This window comes from Serratia rhizosphaerae (assembly GCF_009817885.1).
Taxonomy (GTDB): Bacteria; Pseudomonadota; Gammaproteobacteria; order Enterobacterales; family Enterobacteriaceae; genus Serratia_B; species Serratia_B rhizosphaerae.
The window spans coordinates 2,269,421-2,283,807 of sequence record NZ_CP041764.1 but is presented as its reverse complement, the minus strand read 5'-3'; the positions used below and the strand labels follow the sequence as shown (position 1 = coordinate 2,283,807).

The 14,387-nt window shown below is 58.1% G+C and carries 15 protein-coding genes; 12 read left to right on the top strand and 3 right to left on the bottom strand.

Annotated features, from left to right (window positions below; genetic code table 11):
• Window positions 1-36 precede the first annotated feature (36 nt).
• The 6 genes from cytR (at window position 37) to rraA (ending at window position 5,535) form a co-directional block, all read left to right on the top strand.
• Window positions 37-1,065 (top strand): DNA-binding transcriptional regulator CytR, encoded by a 1,029-nt coding sequence (cytR, locus tag FO014_RS10625; RefSeq protein WP_160029487.1) that lies wholly within the window; start codon window positions 37-39, stop codon window positions 1,063-1,065.
• A 65-nt stretch (window positions 1,066-1,130) separates the two neighbouring features.
• Window positions 1,131-1,979, top strand: coding sequence for a cell division protein FtsN (ftsN, locus tag FO014_RS10620; RefSeq protein WP_160029485.1), 849 nt, complete (start codon window positions 1,131-1,133; stop codon window positions 1,977-1,979).
• Window positions 1,980-2,081: 102 nt separating this feature from the next.
• Window positions 2,082-2,612, top strand: coding sequence for an ATP-dependent protease subunit HslV (hslV, locus tag FO014_RS10615; protein WP_015962318.1), 531 nt, complete (start codon window positions 2,082-2,084; stop codon window positions 2,610-2,612).
• 12 nt (window positions 2,613-2,624) lie between these two features.
• On the top strand, window positions 2,625-3,956 hold the full coding sequence (hslU, locus tag FO014_RS10610) for an ATP-dependent protease ATPase subunit HslU (RefSeq protein ID WP_160029483.1): 1,332 nt from the start codon (window positions 2,625-2,627) through the stop codon (window positions 3,954-3,956).
• 96 nt (window positions 3,957-4,052) lie between these two features.
• The gene (locus tag FO014_RS10605; protein WP_160029481.1) at window positions 4,053-4,970 is read left to right on the top strand and encodes a 1,4-dihydroxy-2-naphthoate polyprenyltransferase; all 918 of its coding nucleotides are present in this window, start codon (window positions 4,053-4,055) and stop codon (window positions 4,968-4,970) included.
• Window positions 4,971-5,049: 79 nt separating this feature from the next.
• Window positions 5,050-5,535 (top strand): ribonuclease E activity regulator RraA, encoded by a 486-nt coding sequence (gene rraA / locus FO014_RS10600; RefSeq protein ID WP_015962321.1) that lies wholly within the window; start codon window positions 5,050-5,052, stop codon window positions 5,533-5,535.
• Between the two features lie 58 nt (window positions 5,536-5,593).
• Here the strand turns inward: rraA and zapB are convergent, their stop codons facing one another.
• A complete protein-coding gene (gene zapB, locus FO014_RS10595; RefSeq protein WP_015962322.1) occupies window positions 5,594-5,833 on the bottom strand; it encodes a septal ring assembly protein ZapB in 240 nt (79 codons plus the stop codon).
• A gap of 529 nt (window positions 5,834-6,362) precedes the next feature.
• Between zapB and FO014_RS10590 the strand changes: the two genes are divergently transcribed.
• From FO014_RS10590 to glpX, 3 genes are all read left to right on the top strand, one after another.
• Entirely contained in the window at window positions 6,363-7,214 is an 852-nt protein-coding gene (locus FO014_RS10590; RefSeq protein ID WP_160029479.1) for an MIP/aquaporin family protein, read from the top strand.
• A 41-nt stretch (window positions 7,215-7,255) separates the two neighbouring features.
• Entirely contained in the window at window positions 7,256-8,764 is a 1,509-nt protein-coding gene (gene glpK, locus FO014_RS10585; protein WP_105233053.1) for a glycerol kinase GlpK, read from the top strand.
• 126 nt (window positions 8,765-8,890) lie between these two features.
• Window positions 8,891-9,901 (top strand): class II fructose-bisphosphatase, encoded by a 1,011-nt coding sequence (glpX, locus tag FO014_RS10580; RefSeq protein ID WP_160029477.1) that lies wholly within the window; start codon window positions 8,891-8,893, stop codon window positions 9,899-9,901.
• Window positions 9,902-9,936: 35 nt separating this feature from the next.
• Here glpX and emrD read toward each other — a convergent pair whose 3' ends face one another.
• Window positions 9,937-11,121, bottom strand: a complete 1,185-nt coding sequence (gene emrD / locus FO014_RS10575; RefSeq protein ID WP_160029475.1) for a multidrug efflux MFS transporter EmrD — start codon at window positions 11,119-11,121, stop codon at window positions 9,937-9,939.
• A 348-nt stretch (window positions 11,122-11,469) separates the two neighbouring features.
• Here emrD and fpr point away from each other — a divergent pair, with 348 nt between their 5' ends.
• Window positions 11,470-12,216 (top strand): ferredoxin--NADP(+) reductase, encoded by a 747-nt coding sequence (gene fpr / locus FO014_RS10570; RefSeq protein ID WP_105233056.1) that lies wholly within the window; start codon window positions 11,470-11,472, stop codon window positions 12,214-12,216.
• Here the strand turns inward: fpr and FO014_RS10565 are convergent, their stop codons facing one another.
• Window positions 12,217-12,639 (bottom strand): DUF805 domain-containing protein, encoded by a 423-nt coding sequence (locus FO014_RS10565; RefSeq protein WP_160029473.1) that lies wholly within the window; start codon window positions 12,637-12,639, stop codon window positions 12,217-12,219.
• A 188-nt stretch (window positions 12,640-12,827) separates the two neighbouring features.
• On the opposite strand from FO014_RS10565, the gene FO014_RS10560 reads away from it, so the two are divergent.
• Both FO014_RS10560 and tpiA read left to right on the top strand, forming a co-directional pair.
• Entirely contained in the window at window positions 12,828-13,415 is a 588-nt protein-coding gene (locus tag FO014_RS10560) for a DUF1454 family protein (protein ID WP_105233058.1), read from the top strand.
• A gap of 188 nt (window positions 13,416-13,603) precedes the next feature.
• Window positions 13,604-14,371: a triose-phosphate isomerase gene (gene tpiA / locus FO014_RS10555; RefSeq protein ID WP_015962330.1), complete on the top strand. Its 768-nt coding sequence runs from the start codon at window positions 13,604-13,606 to the stop codon at window positions 14,369-14,371.
• The last annotated feature ends 16 nt before the right edge of the window (window positions 14,372-14,387 follow it).

Here is a 14,387-nt window from a genome sequence, read left to right as displayed (position 1 = left end):
TCGCGTTGGCATAAGGCTGACGCAAGGAGAAAGGCGTTGGAACACAAGAAAGAGTTATCCATGGCAACCATGAAAGACGTTGCGGAAATGGCGGGCGTTTCAACGGCAACCGTATCACGTGCGCTGATGAATCCGGAGAAGGTCTCAGCGCCAACGCGTCAGAAAGTGGAACAGGCCGTACTGGCCGTGGGTTACTCTCCGCATGCGCTGTCGCGCAACGTTAAACGCAATGAATCCCGCACCATCCTGGTGATCGTCCCGGATATCTGCGATCCCTTCTTTGCCGATATTATTCAAGGGATCGAGCAGACTGCCGCGCAGCAAGGCTACCTGGTGCTGATCGGCGACTGCGCGCAGCAAAATCAGCAGGAGCGCACCTTCGTTAATCTGATTATCACCAAACAGATCGACGGCATGCTGCTGCTCGGCTCTAATCTGCCTTTTGACGCCAGCAAGGAAGAGCAGCGCAACCTGCCTCCGATGGTGATGGCCAATGAGTTTGCGCCGGAACTGGAACTGCCCACGGTGCACATCGACAACCTGACCGCCGCCTTCGAAGCCGTGCATTATTTGCATCAGCTCGGACATACGCAAATCGCCTGTGTCGCCGGGCCGCAGCAGATGCCGCTCAGCGAATATCGCCTGCAGGGTTACATTCAGGCACTACGCCGTAATGGCATTACCGTCGAAAGCGGCTATATTACCCGGGGTGATTTCACTTATGAAGCGGGCGCAGCCGCGCTGAAAACCTTGATGACGCTGCCGAAACCGCCGACGGCGGTCTTCTGCCACAGCGATATCATGGCGATCGGCGTATTGTCGCAGGCGCGTAAAATGGGCCTGAGCGTCCCGGGCGATCTGTCGATCGTCGGTTTTGACGATCTGAAAATGACGCAGTATTGCGATCCGCCGTTAACCACGGTGGCGCAACCGCGCTTTCAGATTGGTCAGCAAGCCATGTTACTGTTACTGGAGCAGCTGCACGGGCAAAACGTCGCCAGCGGCTCCCGTTTATTGGACAGCGAACTGATCGTCAGAGGCAGCACCGCCGCCCCTAAACGCTAGTCAAATATTTTAGTGTTCAGTAACATGATGAACTTAATTTCTTATAAAGATACAGCGGAAGAATAGTGGCACAGAAAGACTATGTAAGCCGCGGGCGCTCTGGAGCGCGGCGCAAAACCCCCAGCCGTAAAAAAAGCAGTTCTCCGAAGGTGTCCAAAACCGTGGTAGCGCTTGCGGTCGCCTTGTTGGTGATCTTTGCCGGCGGTCTCTACTTTATTACCCACAACAAACCGGACGACGAACCGCTGTCGCCGGCCCACAGCAGCCGCCCAGGCAACGGCCTGCCGCCGAAGCCGGAAGAGCGCTGGCGCTATATTAAAGAGCTGGAAAACCGCCAGACCGGCGTACAAACCCCGACCGAACCGACGGCCGGCGGCGAGGTGAAGTCCAAAACCCAGCTGACGCAGGAACAGCGCCAGTTGCTGGAGCAAATGCAGGCCGATATGCAGCAGCGGCCAACCCAGCTCAATGAAGTACCGTATAACGATGCAGCCCAGGCGGCGCGCAACAACGCGCAGCAGCAAATGCAGCAGCAACGTCAGCAGCAGCAGCAGCAGCAGCAGGCGCAACAACAACAGCCGGCAAGCCAGCCGCGCAACCCGTTCAGCAACGGCGCCAGCCAGCCGGCGCAGCAGCCTAAACCGGCAACACCGCCGACAGCGAAGACGGAAAGCAAGCCGGAGCAGAAACAGCGTTGGATGGTGCAGTGCGGCTCGTTCCGCGCCGCCGATCAGGCCGAGTCTGTCCGCGCGCGCCTGGCGTTTGAAGGGATTGAAAGCCGTATCACCAACGGCGGCGGCTGGAACCGCGTAGTGCTTGGGCCGTTCAGCAGCCGCGCCGGCGCCGACAAAACCCTTTCCCGTCTGAAGGGCATCGGCATGTCAGGATGCATTCCCCTCTCCGTCAGGGGTTGAAAAGCCGTAATCCTCCCCCATCTATACTCTCAATATGCCTCGTAGCACCTGCGCAAGCAGGCGCTGCGGGGACTTCTTTCAGTCTGCAACGAGGGTCTGCTCGTGACAACAATTGTAAGCGTACGCCGCAACGGCCAAGTCGTCATCGGTGGCGATGGCCAGGCAACATTGGGAAATACGGTGATGAAAGGCAACGTCAAAAAAGTGCGTCGCCTGTACAACGATAAAGTTATCGCCGGTTTCGCCGGGGGCACCGCTGACGCCTTCACGCTGTTTGAACTTTTCGAACGTAAACTGGAAATGCACCAGGGTCATCTGGTGAAAGCCGCCGTCGAACTGGCGAAAGACTGGCGTACCGACCGCATGCTGCGCAAGCTGGAAGCGTTGCTGGCCGTGGCCGATGAAAACGCCTCGCTGATCATCACCGGGAATGGTGATGTAGTTCAGCCTGAAAATGATTTGATCGCGATCGGCTCTGGCGGCCCGTACGCCCAGTCAGCCGCGCGCGCATTGTTGGAAAATACCGAATTGGGCGCCCGTGAAATCGTCGAGAAGTCTCTCGGCATTGCCGGCGACATCTGTATTTACACCAACCACAATCTCACTATTGAAGAACTGCCTTCCAAAGCGTAAGGATCGAATACTATGTCTGAAATGACTCCGCGCGAGATCGTCAGCGAACTGGACGGTTATATCATCGGCCAAAGCAAAGCCAAACGCGCCGTTGCCATCGCCTTGCGTAACCGCTGGCGCCGTATGCAGCTCAACGAGATGCTGCGTCACGAAGTGACCCCGAAAAATATTTTGATGATCGGCCCGACCGGCGTCGGCAAAACCGAAATCGCCCGTCGTCTGGCAAAACTGGCCAACGCGCCGTTTATTAAAGTCGAAGCCACCAAATTCACCGAAGTGGGCTACGTCGGCAAAGAAGTGGATTCCATTATCCGCGACCTGACCGACGCCGCAGTGAAAATGGTGCGTCTGCAGTCAATCGAGAAAAACCGCACCCGCGCCGAAGAGATGGCGGAAGAGCGCATCCTTGACGTGCTGATCCCGCCGGCCAAGAACAACTGGGGCCAGGCTGAAGAGCAACAGGAGCCGTCTGCCGCGCGCCAGTCGTTCCGTAAAAAACTACGCGAAGGCCAGTTGGACGATAAAGAGATTGAAATCGACCTGGCCGCCGCGCCGATGGGCGTCGAAATCATGGCGCCTCCGGGTATGGAAGAGATGACCAACCAGCTGCAGTCGATGTTCCAGAACCTCGGCGGCCAGAAACAGAAACCACGCAAGCTGAAGATCAAAGAAGCCTTAAAACTGCTGGTGGAAGAAGAAGCAGCCAAGCTGGTTAACCCGGAAGAGCTAAAAGAGCAGGCGATTGAAGCCGTTGAGCAGCACGGTATCGTGTTTATCGATGAGATCGATAAAATCTGTAAGCGCGGCGACTCCTCCGGCCCGGATGTCTCCCGCGAAGGCGTGCAGCGTGACCTGCTGCCGCTGGTAGAAGGCAGCACCATCTCGACCAAGCACGGCATGGTGAAAACCGACCATATCCTGTTTATCGCCTCCGGCGCTTTCCAGGTTGCCAGCCCGTCCGATCTGATCCCGGAACTGCAGGGTCGTCTGCCGATCCGCGTTGAACTGCAGGCGCTGACAACCGAAGACTTCGAGCGCATTCTGACCGAACCGAACGCGTCGCTGACCGAGCAGTACAAGGCGCTGATGGCCACCGAAGGCGTTACCATCGACTTCACCGCCGACGGCATCAGCCGTATCGCCGAAGCCGCATGGCAGGTAAACGAAAGCACCGAGAACATCGGCGCACGTCGTCTGCACACCGTGTTGGAGCGTCTGATGGAAGAAATTTCCTACGACGCGAGCGAGATTAATGGTCAATCCATTACAATTGATGCGGAATACGTGCGCAATCACCTGGATGAGCTGGTTGCGGATGAAGATTTGAGCCGTTTTATCCTATAATCGCTCTATCACTGTCCTGTCAGTCATTAAAATGGGAGGCATTGCCTCCCATTTTTTTATCTGCGGACACAGCCACTTGACTTGCTGAAGCGAAAAATGAGCTCATCTACTTCCACTCCCCCAGTCAGAGCCTGGCTGGAAAGTTTACGTCCGCGCACCCTGCCGCTGGCTTTCGCCTCCATCGTTGTCGGTTCCGCCATTGCCGCCTGGCAAGGCAGCCTGAAGCCCGGCGTCGCGCTGCTGGCGTTGTTGACCGCCGGACTGCTGCAGATCCTCTCCAACCTGGCCAATGATTACGGCGATGCCGTCAAAGGCAGCGATAAAGAAGACCGCATCGGGCCGCTGCGCGGTATGCAAAAAGGCCTGATTACCCAGGCGCAGATGAAACGCGCGCTGATCGTCACCGTGGTGCTGATCGCTATCGCCGGCTGTTCGCTGATTGCGCTGGCCTGTGAGACGCCGCGCGATGTGGCCGGTTTCCTGGCGCTCGGCGCGCTGGCGATTGTCGCCGCCATTACCTATACCGTCGGCAACAAGCCTTACGGCTATCTGGGGCTGGGGGATATCTCGGTGCTGGCGTTCTTCGGCTGGCTGAGCGTGGCCGGCACCTATTACCTGCAGACGCTGCATTTTGACAGCATCGTCATGCTGCCGGCCACCGCCTGCGGCCTGCTGGCGGCGGCGGTGCTGAACATCAATAACCTGCGGGATATCGAAAGCGATCGCGACAACGGCAAAAATACCCTGGCGGTACGGCTGGGGCCGAAGAACGCCCGGCGCTACCATGCCTTGCTGCTGATTGGCGCGGTGCTGTGCTTTGCGCTGTTCACCCTGTTCAATCTGAGCAGTCCGTGGGGCTGGCTGTTTGTGCTGGCGGTGCCGCTGCTGTGGCGCCATGCGCTGCGCGTACTGCGCGATCCTTCACCGGCCGGCATGCGACCGATGTTGGAGCACATGGTCAAGGCCGCCCTGCTGGCGAACATTTTGTTTGCCGCCGGCGTAGCGCTCAGTTAGATAAAAACTGATGATTTTGCCAACAGGGCTCAGAAAGGGATATACTGGTTATTCCAGCGGCAAACAGACATAAAATCCTATGAAATACGATACTTCCGAACTTTGCGATATCTATCATGAAGAGGTCAACGTGGTTGAGCCTCTGTTCTCTAATTTTGGCGGGCGTACTTCATTTGGCGGACAGATCACCACGGTGAAGTGTTTCGAGGATAATGGCCTGCTTTTTGACCTGCTTGAAGAAAACGGCCGCGGCCGCGTACTGCTGGTCGACGGCGGCGGTTCGGTACGCCGGGCGCTGATCAACGCAGAACTGGCGCGTCTGGCGACCCAGAACGAGTGGGAAGGCATTGTGGTTTACGGCGCGGTGCGTCAGGTGGACGATCTGGAAGAGCTGGATATCGGCATTCAGGCCATGGCGGCCATCCCGGTCGGCGCCACCAGCGAAGGCGTGGGCGAAAGCGATATCCGCGTCAACTTCGGCGGCGTCACCTTCTTCTCCGGCGATCATCTGTATGCCGATAATACCGGCATCATTCTCGCGGAAGACCCGCTCGATATTGAATAAGCCGTTACCATGAAAAAGGGCGCCGTCGGCGCCCTTTTCGTTACTGCGGCAAACGGAATCAGACCTCTTCCATTTTGCCCAGCAGCGCGCGCAGGCGATCTTGCCATACGTGCTGTTCTTCTTTCAGCTGCTGATTCTCACGCACCAGTGATTCATGGTTGCCGGCAGCATTCTGCACTTCCTGAGACAGCGTGTTGTTCTTCTCTTTCAGCTCTTCAATTTCCATCTGCAACAGAGTGATGGTATCAATCGCCTGCTGAACTTTTGCTTCCAGTTTTTCAAATACTTCAAATGACATTCTTCAGTCCCCTCATGATAGCAAGGCGTACATCTATTAAACAGCGGCCGCAACACAGGCTGCAGCCGCTGCGAATATGCATCGCGCCAAGTGACACGCGCTTTGGTTAAAAACGCGCCTGTCTCGATAAAACGCTCTTTCGATAAAAACGATTGTAAGTAGCCCGCCTCTTACTGTCTAGCAACATACCGGCTCAACGCGCAGTCTGTTGCAATTTTCCTGCCCCCGCCATCAGCCAAAACTGAAAATGCGCGTATAACGACAAACGCGCGTTAACAATTGTCAGACAAAAAACCGGCCAAATCCGTCACGCGATGGCTCAGAAAGAACACCTGACGACGCGAATTCGCTCAATTTTATGACGAAGCACACACATTTTGATTTCGCTATTTCTCGTTTATGTTCGTTAACGATAAATTTACATCACGTCCTCAATTTAAAAGAGGATGAGATTAAAAAAACCTGTACCTTAAGGCCGGCAGGCTATCCGCCGAGCCTAAAACCTATAACCCTGCAGGACAACAACATTATGAGCCAAAACACCAGTCCGACATTAAAAGGCCAATGTATCGCAGAATTTCTCGGCACCGGCCTACTGATCTTCTTTGGCGCAGGTTGCGTTGCCGCACTAAAACTGGCCGGCGCCAGCTTCGGCCAATGGGAAATCAGCGTTATTTGGGGCTTCGGGGTCGCCATGGCGATCTATCTGACCGCCGGCATCTCCGGCGCCCACCTCAACCCGGCCGTAACCCTCGCGCTATGGCTGTTCGCCAACTTCAACGGCCGCCGCGTGGTTCCCTTTATCATTGCCCAGGTCGCCGGCGCCTTCTGCGCCGCCGCGCTGGTCTACGGCCTGTACTATAATCTGTTCTTTGATTACGAAACCGCCCACAACATGGTGCGCGGCAGCGCAGAAAGTCTGGATCTGGCCGGGATTTTCTCCACCTATCCAAACCCGCATATCTCCGTTGCGCAGGCGTTCCTGGTGGAAACCGTGATCACCGCCATTCTGATGTGCCTGATCCTGGCGCTGACCGACGACGGCAACGGCGTACCGCGCGGTCCGCTGGCGCCGTTATTGATCGGTATTCTGATTGCCGTTATCGGCGCCTCCATGGGACCCTTGACCGGCTTCGCCCTGAACCCGGCGCGTGATTTTGGACCGAAAATGTTCGCCTACATCGCCGGCTGGGGTAATGTCGCCTTTACCGGCGCACGTGAAATCCCGTACTTCCTGGTACCGATCTTCGGGCCGATTCTCGGGGCCATCCTGGGCGCATTCGGCTACCGTACCTTGATTGGCCGTCACTTGCCTTGCGACGACTGCGTCGAAGAAGAGCAAGAGCAGCCAGCCGCCAAAACGCCGCAGCGTAAAGCGTAATTGGCGCAGTTTAAAATGGTTAACAACAGCAGGACTCAACCATGACCACAGAAAAAAAATTTATTGTCGCTCTCGACCAGGGAACCACCAGCTCACGCGCCGTCGTCATGGATCACGATGCCAATATCGTTGCGGTATCGCAGCGCGAATTTGAACAAATTTATCCAAAGGCCGGCTGGGTAGAGCATGACCCGATGGAGATTTGGGCTTCCCAGAGCTCCACGCTGGTCGAAGTGCTGGCGAAAGCCGACATCAACTCCGATCAAATCGCCGGGATTGGCATCACCAACCAGCGTGAAACCACCATCGTGTGGGAAAAAGAGACCGGTAAGCCTATCTACAACGCTATCGTCTGGCAGTGCCGCCGCACCGCGGATATTTGCGAGCAGCTCAAGCGCGACGGTATGGAAGAGTACATCCGCCAGAATACCGGCCTGGTGGTCGATCCGTATTTCTCCGGCACCAAGGTGAAATGGATCCTGGATCACGTCGAGGGCGCCCGTGAACGCGCCAAGCGCGGCGAACTGCTGTTCGGCACCGTAGACACCTGGCTGGTGTGGAAAATGACGCAGGGGCGGGTTCACGTTACCGATTACACCAACGCCTCGCGCACCATGATGTTCAACATCCACCAGCTCGACTGGGATGAGCGTATGCTGCAGGCGCTGGATATCCCACGCGCCATGCTGCCGAAGGTGCGCCCATCTTCCGAAATTTACGGCCAGACCAACATCGGCGGCAAAGGCGGCACGCGTATCCCTATCGCCGGCATCGCCGGTGACCAGCAGGCGGCGCTGTTCGGCCAGCTGTGCGTTCAGCCGGGAATGGCGAAAAACACCTACGGCACCGGCTGTTTCCTGCTGATGAATACCGGCGAAGAAGCGGTCAGCTCCAGCCACGGCCTGTTGACCACCATCGCCTGCGGCCCGCGCGGCGAAGTGAACTACGCGCTGGAAGGCGCGGTATTTATCGGCGGCGCGTCCATCCAGTGGCTGCGTGACGAACTGAAGCTGATCAGCGATGCGGCCGACTCCGAATACTTCGCCAGCAAGGTGAAAGACAGCAACGGCGTCTACGTGGTGCCGGCCTTTACCGGCTTGGGCGCGCCATACTGGGATCCGTATGCACGCGGCGCCATCTTCGGCCTGACCCGCGGCGCGAACAGCAACCACATCATCCGTGCGACGCTGGAATCCATCGCCTACCAGACCCGCGACGTACTGGACGCCATGCAGGCCGATTCCAATACCCGTCTGCAGTCGCTGCGCGTTGACGGCGGCGCCGTCGCCAACAACTTCCTGATGCAGTTCCAGTCCGACATTCTGGGCACGCGCGTAGAGCGTCCTGAAGTGCGCGAATCCACCGCGCTGGGCGCGGCGTTCCTCGCCGGTCTGGCTATCGGCTACTGGAACGATCTGGATGAGGTGAAGAGCAAGGCGGTCATCGAGCGAGAATTCCGCCCGAGCATCGAAACCACCGAACGTAACTACCGTTACAGCGGTTGGAAAAAAGCGGTCGCCCGCGCGCAGGCGTGGGAAGATCACGAATAATTCCGCGCCGGAGTCACGTTATCAATGCGCTGCCGCAAGGCGGCGCTTTTTTTTGCCGCGCCGCGCGTCCCCGCCGCTGTGGTAAACTTACCCGCTCTTCCCCTCTACGCACTGACAGGTTTTGCCATGAAACGTGAATTAGCCATCGAATTTTCCCGCGTCACCGAAGCTGCGGCGTTAGCCGGCTACCAATGGCTGGGGCGCGGCGACAAGAATGCCGCCGACGGCGCCGCCGTGCACGCGATGCGCATTATGCTCAATAAGATAGCGATCGATGGCCGCATCGTGATTGGCGAGGGTGAGATCGATGAAGCGCCGATGCTGTATATCGGTGAGCAGGTCGGCACCGGTCAGGGCGATGCGGTAGACATCGCCGTCGATCCGATTGAAGGCACCCGCATGACCGCCATGGGGCAGTCCAACGCGCTGGCGGTGCTGGCCGTCGGCGATCGCGGCACCTTCCTGCACGCGCCGGATATGTATATGGAAAAACTGGTGGTAGGCCCGGAGGCACACGGCGCCATAGATCTTAACCTGCCGCTTGCCGACAACCTGCAAAACGTCGCAACGCGGCTGAACAAGCCGTTGTCGCAGCTGACGGTGATTACGCTGGCCAAACCGCGTCACGACGCCGTTATCGCGCAAATGCAGCAGATGGGGGTCAAAGTCTTCGCCATTCCTGATGGTGACGTCGCCGCCTCCATCCTGACCTGTATGCCGGAGAGCGAAGTGGATGTGATGTACGGCATCGGCGGTGCGCCGGAAGGGGTGATTTCAGCCGCGGTGATTCGCGCATTGGACGGCGATATGCAGGCGCGTCTGTTGCCGCGCCATCAGGTGAAGGAAGACAGCGACGCCAACCGCCGCCTCGGCGAACAGGAACTGGCGCGCTGTAAAGAGATGGGCATTGAGGCGGGCAAGGTGTTGCTGCTGGGCGATATGGCGCGCAACGACAACGTCATCTTCGCCGCCACCGGCATCACCAAAGGCGACCTACTGGAAGGCATCAGCCGAAAGGGCAATATGGCGACCACGGAAACGCTGCTGATCCGCGGTAAATCACGCACCATCCGCCGCATCCGCTCAACCCACTATCTGGATCGTAAGGACCCGGCGCTACACCCGTTCCTGCTGTAATCCGTTATGCGGCCAGAGTCCTCTGGCCGCTCACGTTAAGCCGTATGCCCCGCCTGCTGCATACGGTTGGACAGCGGCCACCAGCACAGCAAAATCAGCAGCGCCATGGCGAACATCAGCAGGCCCAGGCTGAACTGCCCGGTTTGCGGCAGCATGGACGACAACCAGGTGGCGAGGCCGGAGCCCATATTCTGCATCCCCCCCACCAGCGCGCCGGCGGCGCCGGCCAGGTAAGGGAACGGCTCCATCGCCCCGGTGGTCGCCAGCGGGAACAACATCCCGGCGCCAAAGAAAAACAGCGCAGCGGGAACAATCAGCGTCCAGATATTCATCACGCCGAACCAGCCGGGGATCCACATCATCAGGCCCGCCAGCAGGCAGCTCAGCACCGAATGCCACATCAACTGATGGAAACTTTTGCCGTCGCGGCCGGCATACCACGCGCCGAAAAAGGCCGCCGGGATCGGCAGAATAAACAGGATGCTGACGGTCAGTCCATTCAGTCCCAGCACGCCGCCCATCAGTACGCCGCAGCTGGCCTCAAACACCGCAATCCCCGCCAGACCGCCGATCAGCATCACCAGATAGCGGCTGAACGACCCGTCCGCCAGCAGCTGACGGAAGCTGGCCAGCATGCGCCGTTTTTCAGTTTGCTCTGGACGGGTTTCCGGCAGCCAGCGAAACATGGCGAAAGCAACGCCCACGCACAGCGCCAGCAGAAACGCATAGCTGGCGCGCCAGCCGAAGACCATCGCCAGCGCGCCGCCGATCACCGGCGCCAGCAGCGGGCTGACCAGAATGCCCATATTCAGCAGGCTGTTGGCATAGCGCAGCGCGGTGCCGGCATACAGGTCGCGCGGCATGGTGCGCGCCATCACGCCGGCCACGCCGGTGCCCATGCCCTGAATGGCGCTGGCGGCCACCAGCATGGTCAGGCTGTGGGCCAGCAGCGCGCCGGTAGCGCCGACCATAAAAATAGCCATCCCGGCCAAAATCACCGGACGGCGGCCAACGCGATCCGACAGCGGGCCGTAGATCAGCTGTGAAAATCCGTAGGTCAACAGATAAGCCGCCATCACCTGCTGTACGGCGCCGGTGCGCACCGACAAGTCGTGGGCAATATCTGCAATCGTCGGTACATAAATGGTTTGTGCCATCTGACCGACGGCAACCAGCAGGATCAACATCACCAACAGGTGAAAATTCTCTAGTTTTCTCATTCTCTTTGTTAACGTCTTAACTCGCCAAAACCCTGCGCATGGCGGCAATTTTGGCCAGCGTTGCGCAGACATCCTCTTGTTGGCGCATAAACTAACAAATCTATTTTTTTTAGCGAGTCCCCGCCAAATATTGATCCCGATCACACTGGCAGCAAAGTCATCCATTCTCGTAAATTAAACGGTACGTCGCGCATGACGCGGCCGCGAGCAACGCGGGCAGGCAAGGCTTTAGCATTTAATCGATAATTGTTTACATCAACTTGCCATAAGATAAATATCAGACAGCAATAACGACGCCGACCGCGCAGAGTGCTAATTTTATTTGATTTGATGATGGGAGCATGAAGTATGGCTGAATGGGTAAAAGGCAAGGTTACTCATCTGGAACAGTGGACCGATGGGCTGTTCAGTCTCACCGTCGATGCCGCCATCGACCCATTTACCGCCGGCCAGTTCGCCAAACTGGCGTTAGAGATTGACGGCGAGCGCGTGCAGCGCGCCTACTCTTACGTCAACGCGCCCTGCGACCCCAACCTGGAGTTTTATCTGGTTACGGTGCCGGAGGGCAAACTCAGCCCACGCCTGAACCAGCTTCAGCCGGGTGCGGAAGTGATGGTGACCAAAGAGGCCGCCGGATTCTTCGTGCTGGATGAAGTGCCGGAGTGCGAAACCCTGTGGATGCTGGCGACCGGCACCGCCATTGGCCCTTACCTGTCGATTCTGCAAGAAGGCAAAGGCCTCGAGCGCTTCAAAAACCTGGTGCTGGTGCACGCCGCCCGCTTCGCCCGCGACCTGAGCTACCTGCCGCTGATGCAGCAGCTTCAGCAGCGCTACAACGGCAAACTGCGCATTCAGACGGTGGTCAGCCGCGAGGACGTCGCCGGCTCGCTGACCGGCCGGGTGCCGGCGCTGATTGAAGACGGACGGCTGGAGGCCGCCATTGGTCTGCCGCTAGATGCAGAAACCAGCCATGTGATGCTGTGCGGCAACCCGCAGATGGTGCGCGACACCCAGCAAACGCTGAAGGAACTGCACGGCATGCGCAAACACCTGCGCCGCAAGCCGGGTCATATCACCAGCGAACATTACTGGTGATTAACCGTGGAATTTGACCGGTTCGGCTTCAGGCCCGAAACGGTTGTCGCCGGGCGTACCGACAAAGGCGCCCAGATCGATGATCATCATGACGATAATCAGCGTCGGGATAAAACGCCCGACGCCCCACTGCCAGATCGGCGCCAGCATCTGCCAGTTACCCGCCGCCAGCATCCACGCCAAAATCAGCAGCAGCGCCCACCAGCCGGACTTATTACGATCGTGCAGCCGCTTAACCAGCACCGCCGCCGTCGGCCACAGCAGCGCCACAATAAAAAACGCAATACTCTGGATAGCGACCCACTGATAGTTGGCCAGCGTAAACGCCACGGCCATCAGCACCAGCCAGATGCCCATCCAGAGCCAAAAATCGCGCCGCGTTATACGTCCTTTAAACGAAAAACACCACTGCTGTATTGTCATGGAATCCTGCGTTGTTAATCTGCCCATATGCTGTGCGGCAGTGTAACATAGAGGCGGCAGAGACGGCGTTTGCGCCGCCATGCCGCACGCCATTTGGGGCAGCAAACAGATAATCCGGGCGGATCTTTGACAATATCCCCCGATTACCGCTTTAATCGGAGTCCGATTTGCTATCAACATCGCGAGCTATGCTGAGAAAACTTCCTCTCGTCGCCTGTCTGCTCTCCGCCATGGGCCATGCCTGGGCTGAGCAAGCACCGGCCGCCAACGATGCGCCTCCCACCGCGCCGTACCTGCTGGCCGGGGCGCCGACGTTCGATCTGACCGTGGCAAAATTTCGCGCCAAGTACAATCGCGACAACCCCAAGCTGCCGATTGGCGAGTTCCGCGCCATTGACAGCAGCGCCGACGACACGCCGTTGCTGACCCGCGCCGCCAGTAAACTCAATGAAAACCTGTATGCCTCCACCGCGCTGGAGAAAGGCACCGGTAAAATCAAAACGCTGCAAATCACCCACCTGCCGCTGCAGGGCAATGAAGAAAAGAGCGCACGCGCCGTCACCGTCAACTATATGGCAGCGTTGATGCGCCAGTTCGAACCGGCGTTGACGGTGGAGCAGAGCATCATCAAGGTGAGCGCATTATTGGAAAAAGGCAAAGGCTCGCGTTTTTACACCCAGCAGGTCGGCGCCATTCGCTATGTGGTCGCCGATAACGGCGAACAGGGCCTGACATTCGCCGTCGAGCCGGTGAAACTGACGCTGGCGGAGCCGTGAAACACGCGGCGATTAAATGACGAAAAGCAAAGCCATCCGATCCATTCATCTCTATACTGTTGGGCAGGTTGACTGCCGGTCCGGCAGTAGTTATTTATGCCCTTCCTGCCTGAGGCTGCAGCGCTGTAGGCTGCCGCTTCGCTGATGTCGGGCATCGATTCTCACGTTCCCTTGTTGGAGGAAAAATTATGCGTCATCCATTAGTGATGGGTAACTGGAAGCTGAACGGCAGCACGCACATGGTTAACGAGCTGATCGCCGGCCTGCGCAACGAACTGAGCAGCGTAGAAGGCTGCGGCGTAGCCATCGCGCCGCCGGTGATGTACCTGGACCAGGCCAAGCACCAGCTGGCCGGCAGCCGCATCGCACTGGGCGCCCAGAACGTAGACGTGAACCTGGCCGGCGCCTTTACCGGTGAAGTTTCCGCCAACATGCTGAAAGACGTCGGCGCACAGTACATCATCATCGGCCACTCTGAGCGTCGCACCTATCACAAAGAGAGCGACGAAGTCATCGCCGAAAAATTCGCGGTACTGAAAGAAGCCGGCCTGACCCCGGTTCTGTGCATCGGTGAAACCGAAGCGGAAAACGAAGCGGGCCAGACCGAGGAAGTTTGCGCGCGTCAGATTGACGCCGTACTGAAAACCCTGGGCGCACCGGCAATGAAAGACACCGTAATTGCTTATGAGCCAGTTTGGGCCATCGGCACCGGCAAATCCGCTACCCCTGCACAGGCTCAGGCGGTACACAAATTTATCCGCGATCATATCGCCAAGCACGACGCCGACGTTGCTGCCGGCATCATCATTCAGTACGGCGGTTCCGTGAATGATAAAAACGCCGCTGAACTGTTCGCTCAGCCGGACATCGATGGCGCGCTGGTAGGCGGCGCATCGCTGAAGGCCGACGCCTTCGCCGTGATTGTGAAAGCCGCAGCCGCAGCGAAAAAAGCCTGATAGCGTACGGCTCAGC